Source organism: Leptospira bourretii (genome assembly GCF_004770145.1).
Taxonomy (GTDB): domain Bacteria; phylum Spirochaetota; class Leptospiria; order Leptospirales; family Leptospiraceae; genus Leptospira_A; species Leptospira_A bourretii.
On the sequence record NZ_RQFW01000005.1, the window covers coordinates 644,184 to 667,777 of the forward strand.

Annotated in this window: 19 protein-coding genes; 7 read left to right on the forward strand and 12 right to left on the reverse strand. The window is 40.0% G+C overall.

Annotation, left to right across the window (positions count from 1 at the left end; translation table 11 throughout):
- The first annotated feature begins 2 nt into the window (after nt 1-2).
- Nucleotides 3-1,052 (forward strand): 3-deoxy-7-phosphoheptulonate synthase, encoded by a 1,050-nt coding sequence (locus EHQ47_RS04650; RefSeq protein ID WP_135747223.1) that lies wholly within the window; start codon nt 3-5, stop codon nt 1,050-1,052.
- A 97-nt stretch (nt 1,053-1,149) separates the two neighbouring features.
- Here the strand turns inward: EHQ47_RS04650 and panB are convergent, their stop codons facing one another.
- Genes panB through EHQ47_RS04665 form a run of 3 tightly spaced genes read right to left on the reverse strand, consistent with a single transcriptional unit; the run spans nt 1,150 to nt 3,272 of the window.
- Entirely contained in the window at nt 1,150-1,956 is an 807-nt protein-coding gene (gene panB, locus EHQ47_RS04655) for a 3-methyl-2-oxobutanoate hydroxymethyltransferase (RefSeq protein ID WP_135747224.1), read from the reverse strand.
- Nucleotides 1,931-2,404 (reverse strand): 2-amino-4-hydroxy-6-hydroxymethyldihydropteridine diphosphokinase, encoded by a 474-nt coding sequence (gene folK, locus EHQ47_RS04660; RefSeq protein WP_020776805.1) that lies wholly within the window; start codon nt 2,402-2,404, stop codon nt 1,931-1,933. Before folK ends, panB begins: the two co-directional genes overlap by 26 nt.
- 4 nt (nt 2,405-2,408) lie before the next feature.
- Nucleotides 2,409-3,272, reverse strand: a complete 864-nt coding sequence (locus EHQ47_RS04665) for an ATP-binding protein (protein WP_167482956.1) — start codon at nt 3,270-3,272, stop codon at nt 2,409-2,411.
- A gap of 233 nt (nt 3,273-3,505) precedes the next feature.
- Here EHQ47_RS04665 and fcpA point away from each other — a divergent pair, with 233 nt between their 5' ends.
- Nucleotides 3,506-4,408, forward strand: coding sequence for a flagellar coiling protein FcpA (fcpA, locus tag EHQ47_RS04670; protein WP_135576268.1), 903 nt, complete (start codon nt 3,506-3,508; stop codon nt 4,406-4,408).
- A gap of 59 nt (nt 4,409-4,467) precedes the next feature.
- Here fcpA and EHQ47_RS04675 read toward each other — a convergent pair whose 3' ends face one another.
- From EHQ47_RS04675 to EHQ47_RS19910, 3 genes are read right to left on the reverse strand one after another with little or no spacing between them, the layout of a single operon-like run.
- Nucleotides 4,468-7,011, reverse strand: coding sequence for an ABC transporter permease (locus tag EHQ47_RS04675; protein WP_135776643.1), 2,544 nt, complete (start codon nt 7,009-7,011; stop codon nt 4,468-4,470).
- On the reverse strand, nt 7,008-7,784 hold the full coding sequence (locus EHQ47_RS04680) for an ABC transporter ATP-binding protein (protein WP_135747226.1): 777 nt from the start codon (nt 7,782-7,784) through the stop codon (nt 7,008-7,010). The genes EHQ47_RS04675 and EHQ47_RS04680 overlap by 4 nt, the downstream gene beginning before the upstream one ends.
- Nucleotides 7,784-7,918 carry a hypothetical protein gene (locus tag EHQ47_RS19910; protein ID WP_279638199.1) on the reverse strand — a complete coding sequence of 45 codons (135 nt, stop codon included), beginning with the start codon at nt 7,916-7,918 and terminating at the stop codon, nt 7,784-7,786. The genes EHQ47_RS04680 and EHQ47_RS19910 overlap by 1 nt, the downstream gene beginning before the upstream one ends.
- Before the next feature lie 419 nt (nt 7,919-8,337).
- On the opposite strand from EHQ47_RS19910, the gene leuS reads away from it, so the two are divergent.
- Nucleotides 8,338-10,941, forward strand: coding sequence for a leucine--tRNA ligase (gene leuS, locus EHQ47_RS04690; RefSeq protein ID WP_135776644.1), 2,604 nt, complete (start codon nt 8,338-8,340; stop codon nt 10,939-10,941).
- A gap of 262 nt (nt 10,942-11,203) precedes the next feature.
- Nucleotides 11,204-12,058 (forward strand): DUF6242 domain-containing protein, encoded by an 855-nt coding sequence (locus tag EHQ47_RS04695; protein ID WP_135776645.1) that lies wholly within the window; start codon nt 11,204-11,206, stop codon nt 12,056-12,058.
- A 76-nt stretch (nt 12,059-12,134) separates the two neighbouring features.
- Here EHQ47_RS04695 and EHQ47_RS04700 read toward each other — a convergent pair whose 3' ends face one another.
- The 3 genes from EHQ47_RS04700 to thrC are packed head-to-tail and all read right to left on the reverse strand — an operon-like array spanning nt 12,135 to nt 15,405.
- A complete protein-coding gene (locus tag EHQ47_RS04700; RefSeq protein WP_135747228.1) occupies nt 12,135-13,295 on the reverse strand; it encodes an LIC10486 family protein in 1,161 nt (386 codons plus the stop codon).
- Entirely contained in the window at nt 13,295-14,005 is a 711-nt protein-coding gene (locus tag EHQ47_RS04705) for a hypothetical protein (RefSeq protein WP_135747229.1), read from the reverse strand. The genes EHQ47_RS04700 and EHQ47_RS04705 overlap by 1 nt, the downstream gene beginning before the upstream one ends.
- Before the next feature lie 53 nt (nt 14,006-14,058).
- A complete protein-coding gene (gene thrC, locus EHQ47_RS04710) occupies nt 14,059-15,405 on the reverse strand; it encodes a threonine synthase (RefSeq protein ID WP_135776646.1) in 1,347 nt (448 codons plus the stop codon).
- 95 nt (nt 15,406-15,500) lie between these two features.
- Here thrC and lepB point away from each other — a divergent pair, with 95 nt between their 5' ends.
- Genes lepB through EHQ47_RS04725 form a run of 3 tightly spaced genes read left to right on the forward strand, consistent with a single transcriptional unit; the run spans nt 15,501 to nt 19,819 of the window.
- Nucleotides 15,501-16,100: a signal peptidase I gene (gene lepB, locus EHQ47_RS04715; RefSeq protein ID WP_244290219.1), complete on the forward strand. Its 600-nt coding sequence runs from the start codon at nt 15,501-15,503 to the stop codon at nt 16,098-16,100.
- A 2-nt stretch (nt 16,101-16,102) separates the two neighbouring features.
- Entirely contained in the window at nt 16,103-17,914 is a 1,812-nt protein-coding gene (locus tag EHQ47_RS04720; protein ID WP_135747232.1) for a penicillin-binding protein, read from the forward strand.
- A complete protein-coding gene (locus tag EHQ47_RS04725; protein ID WP_135776648.1) occupies nt 17,915-19,819 on the forward strand; it encodes a motility associated factor glycosyltransferase family protein in 1,905 nt (634 codons plus the stop codon).
- On the opposite strand, the gene EHQ47_RS04730 is transcribed toward EHQ47_RS04725, so the two are convergent.
- From EHQ47_RS04730 to prfB, 3 genes are all read right to left on the reverse strand, one after another.
- Nucleotides 19,820-20,881 carry an OmpA family protein gene (locus EHQ47_RS04730; protein ID WP_135747234.1) on the reverse strand — a complete coding sequence of 354 codons (1,062 nt, stop codon included), beginning with the start codon at nt 20,879-20,881 and terminating at the stop codon, nt 19,820-19,822.
- Nucleotides 20,882-20,943: 62 nt separating this feature from the next.
- Entirely contained in the window at nt 20,944-22,440 is a 1,497-nt protein-coding gene (locus tag EHQ47_RS04735; RefSeq protein ID WP_135747235.1) for a sigma 54-interacting transcriptional regulator, read from the reverse strand.
- Nucleotides 22,441-22,444: 4 nt separating this feature from the next.
- Nucleotides 22,445-23,572 (reverse strand): peptide chain release factor 2, encoded by a 1,128-nt coding sequence (gene prfB / locus EHQ47_RS04740; RefSeq protein ID WP_135747236.1) that lies wholly within the window; start codon nt 23,570-23,572, stop codon nt 22,445-22,447.
- Nucleotides 23,573-23,594: the final 22 nt, after the last annotated feature.

Here is a 23,594-nt window from a genome sequence, read left to right on the forward strand (position 1 = left end):
TTATGAAACCTACAGCCAATTTAAGAATTTTAGAACAACATAGTCTTATCCCACCTTCGGTCATCATGGAAGAACTTCCATTAACGGATGCGGCCTCCGATGTAGTTCTCCGTACTAGAAGTGAAATTTCCGATATCATCCACGGAAAAGACAACAAGCGTATGTTAGTTGTAGTAGGACCATGTTCTGTTCACGATATTGGTGCCGTAATGGAATATGCATCCAAACTCAAACCAAAAATCGAAGAGTTTAAAAATGAACTTCTCATAGTGATGAGAGTTTATTTTGAAAAACCAAGAACTACAGTTGGTTGGAAAGGACTCATCAATGATCCTGATTTAGATGGATCTTTTCATATCAACAAAGGGTTGCAACTTGCCCGTAAACTTCTGTTAGATCTTAACAACATGGGAATCCCTTGTGGAACCGAATTTTTAGATGTAATCTCTCCCCAGTACATTGCTGACTTAGTGGCATGGGGTGCCATTGGTGCCAGAACCACAGAAAGTCAAGTCCATAGGGAACTAGCATCGGGTCTTTCTGCGCCAATCGGTTTCAAAAATGGAACGGATGGAAATGTACAAATTGCAGTGGATGCCATTCGTTCCGCAAGTTCTAGCCATCATTTTTTATCGGTTACGAACCAAGGTAGCAGTGCTATCTTTCGCACAGCAGGAAACAAAGACACTCATGTGATTTTACGTGGAGGGAACAAAGGACCTAACTTTGATGAGGTGTCTGTCAATGAATTGGGTGCACAAATTGAAAAAGCCGGCCTACCTGCTAAAGTGATGGTAGACTGTTCTCATGGCAATAGCCAAAAGGATTTTCGCAAACAACCAGCTGTGATTGATGCGGTAGCAGAACAATTTGCCAAAGGTAGCAAACATATCTTAGGTGTGATGATTGAAAGCCATTTGAAAGAAGGAAACCAGTCCATTGACGCAAAACCTCTGACCTATGGCCAGTCCATCACAGATGCTTGTGTTTCTTGGGAAACAACGGTTCCTATGTTTGAAAGATTGGCAGAAGCAGCTAGAAAGAGGAAATAAAGATTCGTTTTTTAAATTCATTCGAGTGAAAAAGAATCAAACTCTTGCGCTAAGACAAAATAGATTCATTTTGTCTTAGCCAATTCCTTCAAACCACTTAATTATCTAAAAACGCGTGGGCTTCCGACGGATATTCACGTTTAGAAACTTCGCGGTGGTATAAATTCACCGCATCCTTCACAGGCCCTGCAAGATTCCCAAATTTCTTTAAAAACTTAGGATGAAAGTCTTCATTCAGACCCAGTAAATCCTGCATGACAAGCACTTGGCCCGATGTATACTTTCCAGCGCCAATCCCAATCGTAGGAATCCGAATGGACTCTGTAATTTCTTTTCCGAGAGATTCAGGAACCATTTCGAGTAACAAGGCAAAGGCGCCTGCTTCTGCGAGTTCTCTGGCTTTACGAACCATTTTGGAACGAGCGGCTTCCGTTTTTCCTTGGACACGGTGACCACCGAGGGTATGAACCGATTGTGGTGTGAGACCCAAGTGGGCAAACACTGGAATTCCTGATTCCGTCATTCGTTTTGTGAGTTCGATGATAAATTCAGAATCCCCTTCCAGTTTCACACAAGAAGCATTTGTCTCTTTTAAGACACGGCCTGCAGAACGAATCCCTTCTTCGATCGATGTTTGGTAAGATAAAAATGGTAAGTCGGCAACAATGGTTTTGTCGGGAGCTCCCTTACAAACTGCCTTTGTATGGTAGATGATTTCATCTAAAGTCACAGGAAGTGTGGAATGATTTCCTTGGATCACCATTCCCAGAGAATCACCGACAAGGATACAATCTACTTCCGTTCTGTTAAAGAGAGTCGCAAAGGTATAATCGTAACAGGTGATGACAGAGATAGGTTCTCCCGCATCGTATTTTTTTTTATACTGTAGAATAATGTTTTTCATGGTTTAGTTCCAAAAAGAGTGCATACACTCCAATTTCTCCCATATCAGTTAACAACTGTTTTATAAATGGTCTTGAATAAAGCGAATGGTGAGGCAGGTGTAAAAAATCTGTTTTCATTACAACTGCTTCGTAAGTTAGGATATCGATATCAATTTCTCTAGGGCCCTTCCAAGACCTACGTTTCCTCCCCAATTTGTCTTCAATGGCTTGGAGAGAATCCAACAAACAAGGAAGCGTGAAAGCAGAAGAAACCATTACCTTTAGAATTTGATTTAAAAAGTAAGGTTGGTTGGTATTTTCCAACGGGGCTGTTTCCAATCTTTCTGATTGTTTTAAAATTTGAACTTCTGGTAAGGTTGAAATTTCCCAAATTGCCTGGTCCATAAAATGGTGTCTGTCACCGATGTTGGAACCCAGAGACAAAAAGGCAATATTGGAATATTTCATAATCTTACCTCTTTACAAACTTAGTGCGGTAATCCGGACACTTAAGTTCAATCTCCTTTGTCATTTCCATAAGACGGGAATAAATGCGGCCTTGTCCTCGGTCTCTCCATTCGATGAGTGAATGGTTCGAAGTAAGTAAAGTCAGTTTTTCTTGTTCATAACGACTATCAATGAGATCGTATAACTTCCGATTGTTGAATTCTGATTCCTTTTGGACTCCAAAATCATCAATCACAAGGACATCCACGTTGGCAAATTCCTTTTCGATGGAACGTTCTTGCCCATGAGTTTCGCTATCGGATTGGTAAGTATCACGAATGGCAGATAAAAAGTCTTTATTCACCTTAGCGTACTTACAAGTAATCCCATAACGAAAGATCAGTTCATTTAGTATGACGCAGGCAAGTAAGGTTTTCCCAGATCCAGTCCCACCCCAAAGATAAAATCCTTGCGGTGAAAAATCAGGGTTCTTAAACTTATGAACGAGTTCATTGGCCCAGTCGTGAGCAATGATAAAGGACATATCAGGATCGTTTGCGGTATCTCCAATGTCGATGTTGGACAAAAATTGGAATCGATACCTCGCTGGAACGTTTGCCTTTTCGACTAAATTCTCAAGGTTACGAAGGGAAAACCTTGCATTATGGCAAACACAAGGGAGCATTTTGTCCAACTTCCTGTCAAAAGTCATAAAAGGCGCCTGCCCCTTCGACTCACAAGTGTTACAGTCGCTCCCGATGCAATGGCAAAGGACTAGGGCCCCAGAACGAGAGCCGCGAACATGTTCAGCTAAGGTAATTCCGACCCCACCACAGGTTTTGCACTGTGGATTTCCGTCCCGGATGGCAGTAATTTCGGATAAATTCATCTCCAAGGAGCAATCTTCTCGAATTCTCTAAGATGTCAAGGAATGAGATTTTTTAGGTGTTTCAGGACTTATGTCCCTTTAAATCAAAGAGAATCGGAAGAAAAAGTTCATGATTAGGTTTTTTTCCTCATTAATTCGTTATTATTGACTCTTGCCATTCCGATACTTTCATTGAAGAAATAGATAAACCTATTTGTTCAAAATATTGAAAGAGACAAAAGGGTCACACGACTATGAAGATTATTAAGTATCTCCTTATTCTCCAACTGGTGTCCGGCTTCAGTGTGCTTTTCGCACAAACTCAGCCTGCGAACGCTCAAGATAGCCAAGCGGCTAAAGACCAAGTCGACGAACTTCTCAAAGGCGAACTCGTTCCTGAGAATGACGATGCGGAACTTACCGAAGACCAAAAAAAGAGAAAGAAAGAAATTATGGAACAGGAATCTCTTTGGAAGAATCCTGATTTTAAAGGGTATAACAAAACTTTCCAAGAGTTACACCAACTTTCTAAAACTTTCGCAAACAACCAATTCCGATTGGCTCTTTCCAACTACCAATCCGGTGTTAACACCGTTATGAAAAATAGAGATTGGGTAGAGCAGTACCGCAAAGAAGAAGCTGAGAAAAAACGCTTAGATGAAAAATGGTACTGGCAAAAAGTAGATCGCAAAGCAAGAGAAGAACGTGTAGTTTACCGTGAAAAAATGAAAGCGAAACAAGACGCTCTCAACTACTTCTCTAAAGCGATCAATCACCTTGATGAAATTAAAAACCCTGACTTAAGAGAAAGACCTGAGTTCAAAAGACTTCTTTCTGACGTTTATCGTTCTTGGATTATGGCTGAGTATGACCTACAAAATCTTCCTCAAACCATCCCAATTCTTGAACTTTACATCGAAATTGATGATAACGAGAAAGAATACCCTGCTCATAAGTATCTTGCAAGTGCATATAGCTTCGAAGAAAACATGATCAAAAAGTCAAAAGGACCAGATGATATGCTCTTCAAGTATCGTTACAAAAAGAACGTTCACTTATTACGTGCCACTGAGTTAAAATATGGAAAAGATTCTCCTGAATACAAACATATTGTTAACGTAATCAACCGAGATGAGGTTATTTCGGTAGCACAATAATCCCGAAAACATCTCTTTCAATGAGAAAGCCCGGTTTTAAAACCCCGGGCTTTTTTGTTTTATTTGATTTCCTTTAAGACCGTCTTCGTGGGCATTCGAAAGAAACTAAATAGTCCTAACGTATACAAACTTACCGTCACCAAACAAATTCCCAAAAACACAAACATCAATTGTCCGTAAGGATAAACACTTCTTAGTTCTAAAACCGAACGGTTGAGAACCTCGTTGGAAACAATGGAATAAACAAGTCCCAGTAAAAACGAAATCACAGAAACCAGTAGTGCTTCTCGTAAAAAATGTTTTACCATAAAACGGCTGTTCGCACCAATCACTCGTAACAAAGCAAATTCCCGTTTTCTTTCCGATTGGCTCGCATACAAGGTTGTAAATACCAGAACAAAGGATGCAGCTAAGATAAAAGCAGTCATCAGAGCCATCATCTGTGTCACCTTTTCCAAAATTCCCATAAATGCTTGGATGGTTTTTTCCGTATCAATCACGGTGATATTGGGAAATCGGTTCACAATGACCTTTTGTAATTGGTATCTGTCTTCACTAGAATCAATGAGTAAGGAAACGATATAAAACCGAGGAGCCTTCTCCAAAATTCCTTTGGAAAATAAAACTACAAAGTTTGGTTTCATATCAGCCCAGTTCACCGAACGAAGGTTCGAAATTTTTCCAGAAACTTCACGGCCTTGGACATTGAAAGTCAGCTCATCACCCACTCCCGCCTGCAAATACCCAGCAAAATCACGTTCTACGGAGATTTCATTGCGCCTCGATTCGTCCCACCAGGAACCTTTGGTCACCTCTTCTGTATCATACAACTCATCTCGGTAGGATAAAAAGTATTCCCGAGTTCTTGCGGTGGCGCGCCAATTGCGATCCATAGCGTTTTTGATGGTATCTTCTTTTTTAATGGGTTCTCCATTGACCTTGGAAAGCCTTGCTCCAATGACAGGAGCTAAGTATTGTTTTTCCACAGGAAAAGCTTTAACTGCAGTTAGGAGATCATCCTTTTGTGTCTCTCGGATGTCCAAAAGGAACATATTGGGCCTACGTTCAATCTCACGAGCGCCACTCAGTTCCAGTAAACTCTCTTGTAAAATGAGTGATAAGGTGAGGATAAACAGTGCAGATCCAAGTCCAATGATCGAAAGTCGTAAAGCTCCTGATTTACGTGTGACTTTTTTTGTCACGAGGCTCCATTCTTTGGATAACCATCCCCATTTAGAAATTTTTGTGATGAGAAGCCCAAACAAAATGTACAATCCGTACACAAGAACAGGTAAGGTTAATAGAACCAATGTAAACAAAATTCCTTTAAAGATACTTTCTGTTTCGAGCACGGCTAGACTGGTAAACAAAAGATAAATCAAAAGGAAAGATCCAAATTGCCATTTGGATGTGGAAAGTTTTCCACTGGTTTGTGATTCCACTTCTTTTAATGCTGCCAAAGGTTTTACCGATCTTGTTTCTAATACAAGGGGAATAGAGATAAGAAGTGGCAACACCACTCCAAGCACCACACTCCATAAAAGAGAAGAGAAAGAAAGGCCAAAGGCAATTCCAGTTTCGACTGACATCAGACCACTGATATCAGGTAAGATGGACTGGATCCCATAGCCAAGGACAAGCCCAAGAGTGGTTCCAAGTATTGATAAAATGAATATTTCAGCAAAAACCAAAAGTAAAATCACATTCGGTTTGGCACCAAGACACATTAAGATCGCAATTTCATTTCGTTTTTCGAGTAACCGAGTCCTCACGGCTGTATAAACAGAAATGGCTCCTAAAAAAAAGCCAGCAAGGGCGAGGAGTGCCATATAATCAAAAGTGTTTTTGATAAACTGTTGGGATCCCGAATTGACTTCTGTATTGTGATAGATGGTTAAATCTTCTTTGATGAGTGCTTCAAACTCTTTGTCCTTCCAACCCAAACTGTCTACAGTTTCCGGAAATTTGGCATAAATGGTATAACGAATGCGACTTCCTCGTTGGACAAGCCCTGTCCTGTTTGCTGTATCTCTCAAAATGATGGATCCTGGAGCCGATCCCACAAAGGAACCGACAGCACCTGGTTCTTTTACCACAACACCAGCTAACACAAGTAAACTATCACCCAAACGAACACGGTCTCCAAGTTTTAGTTTGAGATTTTCCACGAGAGATTTATCGAGAAGAACTTGGCTTGGTTTTAAATTACGATACGCGGACTCCGGTTCGGTTTTCATTTCCCCGTAAAAAGGGTAATTGGTTTCCACCGCCTTGATGAAACTAAGGGAGTTTTCTTCCCCCGATTCATTGGAAATCATGGATAAAAACTGGATGGAAGCACTGGTCTCTGAACCCTTGGGAAGACTTGTTTCGACCAATTTTTCTGCTGTTTTTGTGATTTCTTGGGGGGATTGGAGGGCGATATCGGCCCCCATAATCGATTTTGCTTCTTTTTTGATGGCATTTGCCGTATTGTCTTTATAGGAATGGATTCCAATCACAGAACCCACACCGAGGGTAATGGAAACTACAATGAGTACAGAATACCGAAACCGAGAAAAAAGCTCACGTTTTAAGTAAAAACGAAAAAGGGAAACTTTCATCTACTAACCTTCTTAACAAGGCCAGTCGTTTTCTTTTGTTTGGTGGTCTTTTTTGAGGTCAGTTTTTTGGATGAATTCTTCTTTCCGTTATTTTTATTGCGAGAATCCGAAATAATTTCCCCATCTTTCATCTCCAGAACACGATCTGCGAGTTTTGCTACATCAGGATCATGAGTGACCACAACTAATGTGGTGCCTTGTTCTTTGTTTCTGTACAACAAAAGATCTAAAACCGTTTTACTATTTTTAAAATCTAAATTGGCAGTTGGTTCATCTGCAAAAATTACTTTAGGATCGTTGACAAAACTTCTTGCAATGGCGATTCTTTGTTCTTCTCCACCTGACAACTGTTTTGGGAAATGAGTGGCTCTGTGAGACATAGCAACAGATTCTAAAATTTTTTCTGATTTTTTTAAAATCTCTGCCTCAGTCAGTGAAGATTTTAAGTACAATGGAATCCCTACATTCTCAATGGCATTGAGACCAGGGAGTAATTGGAAGTTTTGAAAGATAAAACCAATCTTGTCTGCACGTAAATCAGCTAAATTGGATTCATTTTCCTTGGTGAGATCGATTCCATCTAGTGCCACAACCCCTGTATCTGGTTTATCTAGACCGGCCGCTACACCAAGAAGTGTTGATTTACCAGATCCTGATGGGCCTATAATCGCTACAAATTCACCCGTTTCAATGCGAAATGAAATATTTTTCAACACATCAATCGTTTCCGATTCATTGTGAAATGATTTGAACACATTTTTAAATTCCAACACTAGGTTTTTCCCCCAAAGATTTTATCACCTAACACATAAGACATGACTAATAACGGGCATTTATCAGAAAAAATACCGCCTAACAACGATTTTTCAATTTTTTCCATAACAGTTATAATTTTTTTAATTTTCATTTTCGTTCCAACTATATTGCACCGATTCGAAAAAATTCTGACAAATTTTTACTTATCTTTTTGAGCGTACATCCTAATTTTTTTTGACCCCAAAGGGCGGGTTTCATATAAAGTAACTTCATCGTAGTGTTTCCCCGACCCCTATTTTTAGGAATTTTGGGAAGTTATGAACAGCACTGTCGATAAGCGGACTCATACAGGTAAATATAGAATGCTCGAATGCAATACAAAGATAAATACTGCAGACTTTATGAATGTGAAAATCAACAATCTTAAACCTTGTGCGGAATGCGGATCCGTCACGAACCTTTATCAATACAATCTCTGTAAAGTTTGTCTCTCCAAGAGTTTCAAAAAGCTTGTAAAAATCATCGACTCCGTGAGAAAGTAGAATTACTACACTTTCTCTACGTTAGTCGATGAATTATCCATTCCAAGATATTGAACAAAAATGGCAAAAACACTGGGACGACCACCAGACCTTTCGCACAAACGCACACTCAACCAAACCTAAATACTATTGTTTAGACATGTTTCCCTACCCAAGTGGCGCTGGCCTTCACGTAGGCCACCCTGAGGGATACACAGCTACCGACATCATTTCTAGACTCAAACGAATGGAAGGATTTGAAGTCCTCCATCCTATGGGTTGGGACGCCTTTGGTCTACCTGCAGAACGATATGCGATGACGACTGGGGTCCACCCTCGCACCACAACAAAGAACAATATTGATACTTTCCGTCGCCAAATCAAAAGCCTTGGGCTTTCTTATGACTGGGAAAGAGAAATCTCCACCACTCATCCCGACTATTACCGTTGGACCCAGTGGATTTTTTTGCAAATTTACAATTCCTACTTTGACAGAAAGTTAAACAAAGCACTCCCGATTGTTGAACTCATCAAAACATTGGAAACCGAAGGATCAGTGTTTTTTGAAGGAAAGGAACTCCCAAAAGGAGTGCAGTTCTCTGCTGCTGATTGGAAGTCCAAATCCCGCAAAGAAAAAGAAGATATTTTATCTCATTTCCGATTGGTGTATGAAGCCAATATCCCCGTCAACTGGTGTGAGGCACTGGGAACCGTTCTTGCCAATGAAGAAGTGGAAGAATGGACCTCAAAAGGGTATTCTGTGGAAAGAAAACCCATGCGCCAATACATGATGCGGATCACTTCTTACGCCGAACGTTTGCTAAATGATCTTTCTCTTTGTGAATGGCCCACTTCCACTTTGGAAATGCAAAGAAACTGGATCGGAAAATCCGAAGGATTGGAACTTAGTTTCCACGTTCCCCACTTATCCAAAGACATCACTGTTTATACAACTAGACCTGATACGATTTTTGGTGCCACTTACCTTGTCCTTGCCCCAGAACATCCTTTAGTAAAAGAACTCACCACTGCAGAACAAAAATCGGCAGTTGAAAAATACCAAAAAGATTGTTCTTTAAAAAGTGATTTAGAAAGAACCGAACTGAATAAAGATAAAACCGGAGTTTTTACGGGATCTTATGCAAGTTTGCCTACGGATCCATCTATAAAAGTTCCCATTTATATTTCCGATTATGTTTTAATCTCCTATGGAACCGGAGCCATTATGGCCGTTCCTGCCCACGACCAAAGAGACTATGACTTTGCTGTGAAGTTCCAACTTCCGATCAAACAAGTGATCGATGGAAAAATGGAACCAAACCTTGCTTTTGATTCGAAAGACTCAGTTTGTATCAACTCTTCTTCCGCAGAAGTTAAGTTAGATGGTAAATCTTACAAAGATGCCTTCCAAATGATGACGACTTGGGCCGAAGGAAAAGGAATTGGTCGTAAAAAAATCCAATTCAAACTCAGAGATTGGTTATTTGCAAGACAAAGGTATTGGGGTGAACCCATTCCTCTCGTTCACTTTGCTGATGGAACTCCAAAAGCTCTCTCTGAATCAGAACTTCCTTTAGTTTTGCCTGACCTAGAAGAATTCAAACCTTCGGGAACGGGGGAATCTCCCCTTGCTTTAGCAAAAGATTGGCTTGTGTATACGGATCCAGTCACAGGTGAAGTAGGCAAAAGAGAAACCAATACCATGCCGCAGTGGGCTGGATCTTGTTATTATTACTTAAGGTATATCGATCCTAGAAACAACGACAAACTCATTGATCCAGAACTTGAAAAAGCTTGGATGCCTGTCGAAGTTTATGTGGGTGGGGCAGAACACGCCGTGTTACACTTATTATACTCTAGATTTTGGCATAAAATCCTTTTTGACTTAGGCCATGTTTCTTCCCCAGAACCTTTCCAAAAGTTAGTCCACCAAGGCCTCATTCTCGGGGAAGACAAAGGAAAAATGTCCAAGTCAAGAGGCAATGTTGTCAATCCAGATGATGTGGTTTCTGAATTTGGTGCTGACACACTTCGCCTATTTGAAATGTTTATGGGTCCGTTTGAGATGTCCAAACCTTGGAGTAAAAACGGTGTGGATGGGGTCTTCCGATTTTTAAATCGAGTTTGGAGACTATTTCATTCTGGCGAAAACGAATCTTTCTTTGTAGAAGAGATTGAACCAAACGAAGCCGAACTGAAAACTCTCCATCGTACCATTAAAAAAGTAAAAGACGATATCGATAATTTCTCATTCAACACAGCTGTCTCTCAAATGATGATCTTCATCAATGAGTTCACAAGTAATCCAAGAAAACCAAAAAAAGTATTGGAACCTTTTGTTCTCGCACTCTCTCCTTTTGCTCCCCATTTAGCCGAAGAACTTTGGGCTAAACTCGGATACAAAGAATCCCTCGCCTACCATCCTTACCCAAAATGGGATGAGAAGTATTTGATTGATGCCAACATCACAATTGTGATTCAAGTGAATGGAAAGATGCGAGGGGAGTTCCTCGCACCGAGAGAGATAGAAGAAAAAGAAGTTTTGATTCTTGCCAAAGCAGTGGAAAAAGCAAAACCATTCTGGGAAGGCAAAGAAATCAAAAAAGAAATCTATGTGAAGGGAAAACTCGTCAATATCGTAGTGGTCGGTTAAAAACCTATCAATAATTTCTTGCATTCAAACACTGATCCCTTCTAATATACGAATTCCGAATTAAATCCTTTGAGGTATCTCATGGTTCATTGTGGTATTCAATTTCGTTTGTCTTTTGTGTTTTTTTTCCTATTGTTTTCTTGTCATTCGAAATCAAATAACGATTCACGCACTTTCTTAGAGTGCCTATCTGTTATTAAATGCTTCAACTTCAAAAACATGTGAAACTTCCCCCGAGTCATGTTCGCTCAGTAGTTTTACTTTGGCCCAAGCCACAGAGGCGAATGTTTGGGCAGGGATTTTGTATGCTGCCAATCAATTTGTTGCTGTTTCACAAGATGGAACCAATCGAGTGATGACCTCTAACGATGGAATTACTTGGACAGCAAGGTCAGCTTCTGAAGCAAACCAATGGCTCAGCGTTGCTTATGGTAACAATATTTACGTAGCAGTTGCAAATAGTGGAACAAATCGAATCATGAGCTCCTCTGATGGCATCACTTGGACTGCACGCACTAGTCCAAGTAGTACTTTTGATTGGGTTACGTTTGGAAATGGAATCTTTGTTGCGGTCGCAAGTGGAGGAAGCTGGGCAACTTCAACGGATGGTATCACTTGGACAACGAGGTCCGCACCTGCTGCGAACGCTTGGCGAAGTGTCACTTATGGTAACAATTTATTTGTAGCTGTCGCTGGCTCAGGTACAAATCAAGTTGCAACTTCCACTGACGGAATCAATTGGACGCTCCAAACATCGGCAGAACTTAACGACTGGCGCTCTGTCACTTATGGAAAAGGAAAATTTGTTGCGGTTGCTAGATCAGGTACAAATCGAGTGATGACATCAACTGATGGAATCAATTGGACTTCACATACATCATCAGAACAAAACGATTGGTATGAAGTCATGTATGGGAACGGAATGTATTTGGCAGCATCATTTACGGGTAACAATCGAATTATGACTTCCACCGATGGAATTTCATGGACAGCCCAGAAAACAGCTGCTAACAATTCCTGGAAAGGTATCGCTTTTGGAAAAGATACTTGGGTCATCGTATCGATTGATGGGACTGGAACCAATCGCGTCCAATGGGCGAGCTGGAAAAAGAATTAATACATCTTTGTAATTCTTATCTTTCGAATCGGAAGATAAGAATTTGATCAGACTTTTTATTAATTTCCATATTCTTTTACAAGATCACCATCACAAAAATCAAAACCCCAAAAAGTACAATCGTTACAAAAGCCCCCATTAACATAAACAAGTTGGCGCCAGAAGACTTTGAATCTTGGGCCTGAGCATTTCCAACTTTTTTCTTAGCACCTTGTGCCGCCGATCCTTTGTTAGTTCCACTGGTCATACCGGCTGGTTTCGGAATGGCTACTTTTACAGGATGTTCCTCCACAGAATGAAGCAAATATTGGTTTGGACCTTCCGCAAAGATATGATACTCTGTTTTGCTTCCTGCAATTCCTAAAAACTTTCCAACCACTGGTTCCTTCGAAATTTTTCCTTCTTCATCAATGAGTCCAAGGATTTGGGCATTGGTTAATCCTTCTGGAGTTTCCGTGGGAACTCGGAATAAAATTTCCATACCCTCAACCAAGTTATCAAATTCCACACCATTGATAGGAGATATCACCGTTTTCATATTCAATTCTTTAGGAAAAGATGATCTGTATTGAGCAATTTGGCGTTCAAGGGAAGAAAGTTCACCTTTCGCTGGTTCGGTGGAGATACCAGGAATAGAAGCATCTTTAGCAGCTGCGGCTTCATCATCAGGTTTTGGAATCGGTAAAATCACACCTTTCATTGGGTTTTCATACCGAAACTTTGCGGTAGAAAGTTTGTCCACTTCTGCCTGGAGTTTTATATTTCTCCCTTTTGTTGCCATAAGGATTGGATTTTCCAAAAGTTCAGAAATATGAGAAGGATCTTTTTTTTGCCAAAGTGGAAGAAGTTCTTCTAACTTCTCTTTGGTGAAGGCTCGGTGAACGGCACGACCAATGTTTTCGGAAATCGCAGGATCGTAACCTCCCGTTTTTCCAATATCACCCAAGTCGGTTGAGATTTGTACATGATCGGCAAAGGTTCGAATCCTTCGAAACGTGGGAGAGGTTCCTACAACAGCGTATAGTTCCATGATATGTTTTCGAATGGAGGACACTAGAATGAGAACCATTCCGTTCAAACTGTCCAAGTCGATTTTTACTTTTACAAGATATCCATCTGTAATTTTACCTTGTAAAACTTCTTTGGCTTGTTCATCCGTAAACACGGCTTCTCTGGTCAGACCAATCAGGTCTGCTTGTCTTTTGAGTTGGTCTGCTTTTGAGTTTAATTCGGACATTATTCTACAAACAATTGTTCATGTGTTTCAGCAGATTTTGGCAATCCACTTAAATGTACTTCCACACGCGCTACTGTTTCCTTTTTCCTTTCTGATGAATATATAGAGAGCAATCGACGATCAAAACCAGACTGAGACAACAGTATTTCTACCATCGTGATTCCCATTCCCGCTCCTTCCGTACTATCACCGTGTTCCATAAAGAACTCGAATAGATTATCATACTTTTTCGCATTAATAAACTTTTCTTTTACGCGTTCGGCCTCAATGGGCAATAATGGGAAATTATTTCTAATTTCTAGATCAATTTTATCCTTTCGGTAGATACAAGTAATCTTTACAAAGAGTCCAGATTCCCTCATTTTCTTTTTATATGTGGGAAACTTTCTTTCATTCAGACTAGATTTAAAAAGTTTCATTCCTTCTTCATAGTCTTGTAAGTTTTGAATGTTGAGTTTGAGTTCTTCAAAGATGATTCGTTTGATTGCCGCTTTGGTTGAATTGACAATGAGTTCCTTTGCAGCAGTGTAAAAGAGTTCCATCAAGTCTTCACGACCAAGAGAACCCAAAATACGAAACAGAATGTACTTCAGTTTGGTCTCACCAATATCCCCCATCACATAAGTAATCATGGAGATTTTTTTTCCAAGTTCAACGGCACGATCCACAGAGGAGCAAAACTGGGAAGTTAGTTGGATCTCTTGGGACATACCGGTAAACTGAAAAAATTTGCCAACATGTAGGGGATTTGTCTAGCGAATTATCATTTCTTCAGTTGTTTACCTAAGATTTCCATCACTCCACTTAAGTTCGGTTTGCAAGATTGGATTCTGTTTTTGAGTCTCTCATCTATGTTAGGGATTTTCCCTTCATGAAAAGCAAGTTTGAATTCAGTGAACTTGAGTCCATTCGCTGTAGAGATCACAACCACCGACTCACCTTTCCCCACCACACCTGATTCTACCGATTTCAATAGGGCAGCAAGTGCCACACCAGTGTGAGGATCATTATACAATCCGTACAAATCACCACGTGCGGCGGCATTGGCCAACTCTTCTTCTGTGGCAACTTCCACAACTCCATTGAATTTCTTTAAAACACGAATGGCTTTTTTCACAGAGACTGGGTCTCCGATTTGGATGGCAGAGGCTAAAGTCTTTTCAGCTGTTACCGGAGAAAAGTCCGCAAAACCTTTCTTAAACGATTCATACAGAGGACTTGCATTTTTGGCTTGCGCCAAAATAATTCTCGGTAGTTTGTCGATGAGTCCAAGTTCCAACATCATCTCAAACCCCATTCCAAGAGCAGAGACGTTTCCTAAATTTCCACCGGGGATCACAATCCAATCCGGAACCGTCCAACCTAACTGTTGCGTAATCTCAATCGAAATGGTTTTTTGACCTTCGATTCGCAGTGAATTCATTGAGTTTGCAAGATAAATTGATTTTTCTTTGGTGAGTTCTTTCACCACTGCCATACAACCATCAAAGTCAGTTTCAAGTGCCAACACAAGAGCCCCATTCGAAACAGGTTGGATGAGCTGCGCCGTTGATACTTTGTTAGCTGGAAGTAAAATAATAGAAGGAATTCCTGCTTTGGCCGCATAAGATGCTAGGGCTGCCGAGGTATCTCCTGTGGATGCGCAGGCGACCGCTTGGATGGGAACTCCGTCCGCAATCATTTGATTGACCTGGCTTACAAGAACCGTCATTCCTAAATCTTTAAAAGAGCCAGTATGCGAAACTCCGCACTGTTTGACATGAAGGCTTTTTAGTCCCAAATCTTTGGCAAACCGGGATGCGTCATACAAATGAGTGGTTCCTTCTCCCGATGTGATGATGTTTTCATCCTGAATTCCTGGAAGGACCCATTCCTTTTTCCCCCAAACTCCTGACGCATTCGGGAATTGGCTAGAACGGAACCGAGATTCAAATTCCGACTTCCATTCTTTTGCCGAAACTTGTTTGAGGCTGTCTATATCATGTTCGACATTCAAAAGTTCCCCGCAAGACTCGCAGGAATAAATCACTTGGTGGAGAGGATAGGTTTTGCGACAAGATTCGTTGGTGCATCGAAACTGTGCTCGGAATTGATATTTTGTAAGTGACATAGACTTCTCTAGGCTTCAGATTTACGGAAAGTTCCTTTTCCATTCTGGAGAAAGGGGAAAAATGCACGAATGATTTTTATCGTTTTTTGATGGATATGGAAACAGAAACACATTCTCCCCGCTGGTGGGTCAAATTCAAACGTTACGCTCGTCGCAGCATTTTCATCTTTTTCTTTCTCTGTTTCCTCTTATTTGTGCGCATCTTTTTATTCCAAATTTATTCCATCCAAGGAAATTCCATGTATCCAACCTTAGAACATGGGTCCGTGGTTTTTGTTTGGAAAGGTGGATTTGCCATTTCTGCCAAATTTTTTGGAACACCACTCCTTTATACAGATCCAAAAATTGAAAAGTTGGATTTGGTATTATTTGTAAGCCAAGAGGATGAACTTGTCGTCAAACGAGTGATAGGTTTACCTGGAGAATTTTATTCCATTGAATCTGGACGAGTTCTCATCGACTCAACGGAGTTATTGGAAAATTATCTTCCGCAAGGAACCTATACAAGCGAACCGAGTACATCCATATTTCTCAACCGCCACAATTCACCTTTTCTTGCTATGGAAAAACAAGGAAGGATTCCTCCTGGTTATTATCTACTTTTGGGTGACAACAGACAATATTCAACAGACTCCCGTTCGTTTGGGCTTGTCCCTGTTGAAAAAATCAAAGGCAAAGTAATTTTTTATTTCTAACGATGACAGAATACAAACAACGTTTTAAGTATATTATTCTTTTTATCCTCTCCCTTTTTGTGATTTTACTCTTTCGGGTAATTTATCTTACTTATTTTAACGATAACATCATCAATTTAAAGTCGAGTAAATATGTCCAACGAGGAACCATTTATGACAGACGAGGGATTGAACTTGCAATCTCTCGTGAGTCGGCAACGGTTGGCATTGATCCAACCAACATTTATGATCCCGATCTCACCGCACAAGAGTTAGGTCCAATTCTTGGAATTCCTCCAAACAAACTGATTGAAACCATAAGGGATAAACAAAATTATTTTTTATTAAAAAGAGAAATTGAACTCTCAAAAGCAGAAAAAATCAAAGCCTTGTCTCTTCCCGGTGTTCGAGTCGAAAAAGAATACAAACGAATTTACCCACAAGGAAGTTTGGCCGCAAGTTTACTTGGCTTCACTGGTTATGATGATGACAAAGCACTCTCAGGACTTGAGATGTTATTCAATTTGGAATTATTATCCACCCCCGATGCAGAATCGAGTAAGGGAAACAATGTCCATCTAACAATCGATAGTATCATCCAATATCGATTAGAAAAATCATTACAAAAAGCTTTTCTCCAAACTGCATCCAAACGTGGAATTGGTATGATTATGGATACGGAAACGGGAAAAATTCTTGCGATGGCTTCTTTTCCTAATTTTGATCCAAATCACTTCCAAGATTTTCCTTTGGAATCGCATACCAATTGGTCCATCCGCCATGTGTATGAACCTGGATCGACGATGAAAATTTTCATTGCCCTTATGTTACTCAATGAAGGAAAAATCCTCACCAATGAAAGATTTCATTGTCCCGGTTATATAGAAATTGGAAAAACCACCATCCGTTGCACTGACAATCATGGTCATGTTAATTTGGATGAAATTCTACAATACTCTTGTAACGTAGGGATCATCAAAGCTGCGCAAAAAATTGATGAAGCAACTTACTACAATTATATGGAAAAATTTAAGTTTGGAAAACGAACTAACTTTTCCATCCACGAAGCCAAAGGATATTTACCTCCCTTAAACAAATGGAACAAAAGTACACCTTACTTTTTATCCATAGGCCAAGGACTTTCGGTAACACCCATCCAACTCATCACGGCAGCCGCAGCCGTTGTGAATGGTGGGATTTTATTTGAACCATCTGTTGTATCTCAAATTACCAATTCTTATGGGGAACTGGTACATGAATTTTCAATTAAAAATGAACTACTCGGCATCAAAGAAGGTGCCGCTAAAAAAACTTTAAATGCAATGGGGAAAGCAGTCTCGCAAGGAACAGGGAAAAAAGCTTATTTAGAAAACTACTTCATCGCAGGAAAAACAGGAACTTCACAAAAAGCAAAAGCGGGTGCGGGATACCAAGCTGGTCTTTTTACTGCGAGTTTCCTTGGTTTTTTTCCCGCAGAGAAACCTAAGTATGTGGGTCTCATTGTTTTTGATGAACCTGGTGGAGAAACTCATACGGGTGGTGGGATCGCAGCACCTGTCTTTCGTGAGGTGGTGGAAAGTATCATTCCTATTGTTGAAAAAAGTGAGAAGGCACTTGTGTATCGGCTGAAAGGAGAAAAAAATAAAATCTATAAACTTGATCCCAAAGTAATGCCTGATCTTAGCGGATTCACTGCATCTGAAACCATTCAAATTGTAAAACAACTGCAAGTAGAATATAAAATCGAAGGTTCTGGATTTGTGAAAACACAAGAACCGAAAGCTGGTACTTCTTTAAAACCTGATTCTTCCATCAAAATAATTTTGGAACCTTAAGTGAACAAAATTTATCTGGATAAAAATCTTGCTGCTTTACCATCCCAGTTAGCGGAACTCATTCAAAATTCAGATACAAAATCTGAGGTGAACAAATCTTTAGATTCCGAATCCAATTTCTCTTACCAACTAACGAATTCCAAAACGGGAGATCCCACTTTAGAATTAGACGGAGTTTGGATCCATAGCCGGTTTGATCCCAAAAAAGAAGCGGAACGATTTGCCACAGAACTTCCTCATGATGGAAGTGAACGCATTTATCTTTTGTTTGGTGCAGGCCTTGGATACATCCTTCCTTACCTCTTAGAAAGAGAAAAAGTAACCATCATTTGGATGGAACCACATAAGTTTTTTATCAAAGAAGCATTTCAAATTTTTGATTTTTCCAAACCATTGTTAGAAGGAAAACTTATCCTCATCACAGGAGAAGGATTAGAAGACCAACTCTCCGAGGCTGTCAAAGGTAAGGGAACACATCCCATTAGTTTTGTTCCTCATCGTGGTTCTTGGCAATGGAGAGAATCCGATTATTTAAAACTTCGACATACCGCCGAACAGATGTTTCACAAAAAAGATGTGAACCTTGCCACCCTCACCCGATTTGAAAAAATTTGGGCCAAAAATATTTGTTATAACCTTCCCGAATTGTCTAAGTTTCGTCCGGTATCCGATCTGTTTGGAATGGCAGAAGGAATCTCTATTGTTGTCTGTGGTGCAGGTCCAAGCCTTTCCGAATCCATACCTGATTTAACAAAGTATAGAAACCAGTTTCTTCTTCTCGCAGTTGATACAGCTCTTCCCATCCTCACTTCTTTTGGTGTTGATCCTGATTTGATTTTTTCTGTCGACCCGCAGGCCTTAAATAGCCAATACCTGGAAGATTATGCAGGAGATGGAATTCTTATTTTTGATCCCACATCTACTTATTTGAGTTTGCGATTAGACAAAGGACCAAACAAGGGTTTTGTGACTTCTTCTCCTTTTCCTTTGATTGGACTACTGGAAAGATCGGGCGATGGTGAAATTGGATCTGTTCCCTTTGGTGGTTCTGTTTCCACCAATGCAGCAAGTCTAGCCACACTTATGGGAGCACGTTCTGTTTTTTTGGTGGGACAAGATTTGAGTTTTACCAAAGGTCTTGCTCATTCCAAAGGTGCAGTCCTCGAAGAACGATTGAACTATTTAGAATCCAGAAAGTTTCGTCGGGAAAAACATAACTACAAACAGCTGTTTGCTTTGCCTCAAAAAAAAGTAACAGGGAACTTGGGTGAGACGTATATCACCAATGAAAAGATGTTAATCTTTAAAAAATGGTTCGAAGACCATGCCAAGGAGAATCCTTGGACCAATCTCACCAAGCTTGGTGCCAAACTAGAAGGAATCCCTCATTCCGAATTTTCTAAAGAATTTCCTGATGGTAAGGATGAGATAGAAAAACAAAAAATTTTGGTCGATGCGGTTCGTCAGAAAATCCAATCCAAACGAAAAGAAGAGTCTTCTTTTTTTCAAAAAAACCAATTGGTTTCAGAAATAAAGTCCACAACGGAAGCCTTATTAGAATTTGTCACGATTGTCAAAAAAGGACTTACGGTTTCACAAAGAATTTACAACCAAATCAAATTAAACCAAATTAATCCAAAAACTTTTACAGAAGACATCAAACAAATGGACCAAATCGATGAACAAGTATCTGGAAAAAAAGGTTTGAATGAAATTTTAAGTTTGGGAATCCAAAGAGTGATTTTAACCATCACCGAAGGTTATGACGACCAATTGACTTTGGAAGAAAAAGAAAATCCCAGGTTAGCTGTGGCAAAAAAATCTTTGTTATTGTATGAAGGATTATATACATCCGTTCAGTCCACCAAACGGATGCTCACAAAATCACTCTATCGAATGTTGTAACTAGTTCGGTGATTCGGTTACCGATAGAACAGTAAAATCAACCCGTCTATTTTTGATTCGACCCGCTTCATTAGAATTGGTATCAATTTCTGCTGTTTCACCAAACCCGCGATAGTCGAGTTGGGTCGCACTGACTCCATTTTTGACTAGTTCATCAAAAATAAACTTAGCACGTTCATCAGATAGAATTTTGTTTTCATCCATCTCACCAATAAAACAAGTATGTCCTTTCACTCGAACACGAATCCCAGGATATGCCTTTAATGCTTCCGCAAGAGTTGCGATTTTATCACTCGCACTGTCTTCTGTTTGCATACTTTGTTTGATGAAACGAATTTGTAAGTCATTTATATATCGAATGGCAGAAGCTCTGGATTCAAACTTGTCCGAAACTTTTCCTTGGGATAACTCCACTCGTTCCAAAGAGCGAGTTCCCAAATCGGAGGAACCATTCAAACTTTGATCTGTGGTTGTGGTTTGCGATTTCGAACTACGATTGCAACTACGGATTCCAAAAATAATCAGAACAATCAAAAACACAAGAACCAGTCCAAGTAAAATCAATCTTCCAATACGATTTTGTCTTGGTGTGATTTGAAATTTATTCAAAGCAACTAGTTCATTGTATTCCGGCGTTGGTGCTACTTCATCATGAGAAGTTTCCCCAAATTCATAACTTTCATTATAAGGAGTGAATCCTTCATCGGAAGCCTTAACAGCACGAGCGGAACTTCGTTTTGTTGTGTTTTCTTTTTTCGCAGATGCTTTAGGCGAAGTTTTTTTCTTTGCCGCAGGAACGGAAATTTTCGCGGCCCATTTACGAATTTCGGAACGAAGGTATTCATCTGCTTCCGGTGAAAATTTAAAATTATCTCGAATGTACTTTACAGTTCGTTTTTCAACATCTGTATAATCACCACCATCTTTGATAGCATCAAATAAGGTCTTGGCGACGTTTTTACCAATAGGAGCTTTGCTACGTTTGGTGGCTTTTTCAGCAATTTCTAACAATTCATTATCATATTGTTTACCACTGATGGTACGGTAATAACTATCTGCCACGTGAAAGCTCCTTAGTAATCATATCGACAGGGTTGGCCAATCTATCCATTCTTTTCTGGACTTTAGGTGTTGAATCCGTCCAGAAATTGGTTATTTTTGATCTTATACTGCAAAGAACCTCGGCTAATTCCCAAAAGTTTGGCAGCTTCTTCCTGAGTGGAGACTCGTTGGAAGGCCTCTTTGATCCAAATTGCCTCCAACCTTTCAATGGCAATGTTGAGAGATAAATTTTCCGAAGGAGATAAAATTTCTGTTCCCAGACTAAAACTCTGGACCTTCGCTGGAGCCTCCGTTTCTCGTTTCCCATCCTGCAGAAATGAATGAGGTTCCAAAACCGATTCCGGTGGGACAAGAACCGCATATTGAATCACACTTTGTAATTGTCTTACATTCCCACTCCAAGGCATTCCCGTGAGTGCTTTGAGTGCATCAGTGGAGAAGGTTTTGTTCCGCCCATACTGTTTGTTGTATTGGTATAAAAAATGATGTGCCAGAAGCGGAACATCCCCTCTTCTTTCTCGTAATGGGGGCACCCGCAATGGAACCTCCGCTAGGCGGTAATACAAATCCATCGAAAAAGTTTCTTTCTGGATATCTTCTAATAAATCCCTTTTACTACCTGTAAAAATTCGAATGTTTAAAACCTCATCCTTCTTTTTGGTCGAAGGATTTGGAATCGTTTTGTCTCTAATTGTATGAAAGAGTTTTGTTTGTAGATTGGTTGGTAAATCACCAATGGATTCAATGTACAACGAACCCCCATTGGTTTGTTCTAATTTTCCTGGATTAAAAATTTTTCCACTTTGGGAACCAAATAACTCTGCTTCCAATAATTCATAACTAAGTCCCGAACAATCTACAGTAAGGAAAGGACCATTTTTTCTTTGAGAAATATAATGTAAGGCTTTTGCGACAAGTTTTTTACCAGCCCCTTCCTCTCCAATGATCATCACAGAAGTATCAGAGGGACCCACTTGACGAATTCTATGTTTTAAAAATAAAATACTTGGATCATAGCCAAGAATTTCTTCGACCGGGTCTTCTTCTCTTTTGGATTTTTCAAAGGCTTCTTTGGCTATTCGTTCTTCCAAAATAACAATTGTTAATTGAGAAGCAAATAGTGTGGCTTGGTTGATGATATCGGATGAGAAAAAATTTACCTTATCCGATTCTAAGTTTAAAACTCCAACTGTCGAATCTCTTGTTAACAGAGGGATGGCAAGTTCTGAACGAACCGTTTCAATGAGTTTTACATAGTCTTTATCTAAAGTTACATCGGGAACATAGATAATTTCTCTAGTGGATGCCGCACGACCCGTAACACCCAAATTAAAAGGAAGTTTGGCGGCAATTTTTTTCTCCCAATCCATACCTTTGGCGGCCACAATGGTGAGGACTTTTTCTTCCTGGTCCATAATGGAAATACTACCGGTAGAGGCTCCAAACAAAGTTAGAGTCATATCCAAAATGAAATTCAATCGATCCGTAATATTCGGAAGTTGTTGAATTTCTTTTTGGATTTTCCTTAGAGCACCGGAAATATCCTGTTTTACAGACATTTGGTTATACTTTTGCGTTTGCCTTTTGGTTTGTCAGGTATTTTAAGTAAGCAATGATAAAATCTTCCAAGTCTCCGTCCATCACTGCATGAACGTTTCCTGTTTCGAAATCGGTTCTGTGGTCTTTTACCAAATTGTATGGATGGAACACATAACTTCGAATTTGTGATCCCCAAGAAATATCACGTTTTTCACCCGCTTTTTTAGCGTTTTCTTCTTCCGCTTTTTGTTTTTCCATTTCATACAAACGAGCACGAAGCATCTTCATCGCCGTATCTCGGTTTTTGATTTGGGACCTTTCCATTTGGCAAGAGACCACAACACCTGTAGGGATATGTGTGATACGTACCGCAGAATCTGTTGTGTTGACATGCTGTCCACCTGCACCGGAAGAACGATACACATCCACACGAAGGTCTTTTTCTTCAATGTTTACTTGGATGTCGTCATCCACTTCGGGTGTTACATAGACGGAAGCAAAGGAAGTATGCCTTCTTTTATTCGAATCAAATGGAGAGATCCGAACAAGTCTATGGACTCCTGATTCACATTTTAAATAACCAAAGGGATGATCCCCTTGGATGTAAAGCGTTGCATTTTTGATTCCCGCAGTTTCCCCCGGTTGGTAATCCACAAGTTCGGCACGATACCCTTTTTGTTCACAAAACCTTGTGTACATTCGCAGTAACATATCTGCCCAATCCTGGGATTCTGTTCCACCAGCCCCTGGATGGATATTGATAAAAGCAGCTTTGCCATCATCTTTGCCGGCAAGAGCATCTAACATTTGCAAGTTTTCGAATGTTTCAAACATTCGATCAAAATCATCGTTTAATGATTTTAATCCCTCTTCACCCATTTCTTCGGATGTGAGTTCAATCAAATCAGGAAAATCAATGAGTTCCTTTTTTAAATCCAACCAGGGATCCAACTTTAATTGTAACTCGTTTCGTTTTTGAGTGACTGTTTTTGCTTGGTCAGGGGAATCCCATAACTTGGGATCATTTGCTTTTTCAATGAGTGAAGATAAACGGTCATAGTCTTCTTGGAAATTTTGGGCCGTCCAATAGGATTGGAAAGTCTCAATCATTTCTGATGTTTGTTTTTTTAAGTCTTTTAGTGATCTATCCATAATGCGTAAATCCGAAGTGGAA

Coding starts and splice junctions, on each gene's coding strand:
- EHQ47_RS04650 (WP_135747223.1), top strand. CDS start 3: ATGAAACCTACAGCCAATTTAAGAATTTTAGAACAACATAGTCTTATC.
- panB (WP_135747224.1), bottom strand. CDS start 1,956: ATGAAAAACATTATTCTACAGTATAAAAAAAAATACGATGCGGGAGAA.
- folK (WP_020776805.1), bottom strand. CDS start 2,404: ATGAAATATTCCAATATTGCCTTTTTGTCTCTGGGTTCCAACATCGGT.
- EHQ47_RS04665 (WP_167482956.1), bottom strand. CDS start 3,272: ATGAATTTATCCGAAATTACTGCCATCCGGGACGGAAATCCACAGTGC.
- fcpA (WP_135576268.1), top strand. CDS start 3,506: ATGAAGATTATTAAGTATCTCCTTATTCTCCAACTGGTGTCCGGCTTC.
- EHQ47_RS04675 (WP_135776643.1), bottom strand. CDS start 7,011: ATGAAAGTTTCCCTTTTTCGTTTTTACTTAAAACGTGAGCTTTTTTCT.
- EHQ47_RS19910 (WP_279638199.1), bottom strand. CDS start 7,918: ATGAAAATTAAAAAAATTATAACTGTTATGGAAAAAATTGAAAAATCG.
- leuS (WP_135776644.1), top strand. CDS start 8,338: ATGAATTATCCATTCCAAGATATTGAACAAAAATGGCAAAAACACTGG.
- EHQ47_RS04700 (WP_135747228.1), bottom strand. CDS start 13,295: ATGTCCGAATTAAACTCAAAAGCAGACCAACTCAAAAGACAAGCAGAC.
- EHQ47_RS04705 (WP_135747229.1), bottom strand. CDS start 14,005: ATGTCCCAAGAGATCCAACTAACTTCCCAGTTTTGCTCCTCTGTGGAT.
- thrC (WP_135776646.1), bottom strand. CDS start 15,405: ATGTCACTTACAAAATATCAATTCCGAGCACAGTTTCGATGCACCAAC.
- lepB (WP_244290219.1), top strand. CDS start 15,501: ATGGAAACAGAAACACATTCTCCCCGCTGGTGGGTCAAATTCAAACGT.
- EHQ47_RS04720 (WP_135747232.1), top strand. CDS start 16,103: ATGACAGAATACAAACAACGTTTTAAGTATATTATTCTTTTTATCCTC.
- EHQ47_RS04735 (WP_135747235.1), bottom strand. CDS start 22,440: ATGTCTGTAAAACAGGATATTTCCGGTGCTCTAAGGAAAATCCAAAAA.
- prfB (WP_135747236.1), bottom strand. CDS start 23,572: ATGGATAGATCACTAAAAGACTTAAAAAAACAAACATCAGAAATGATT.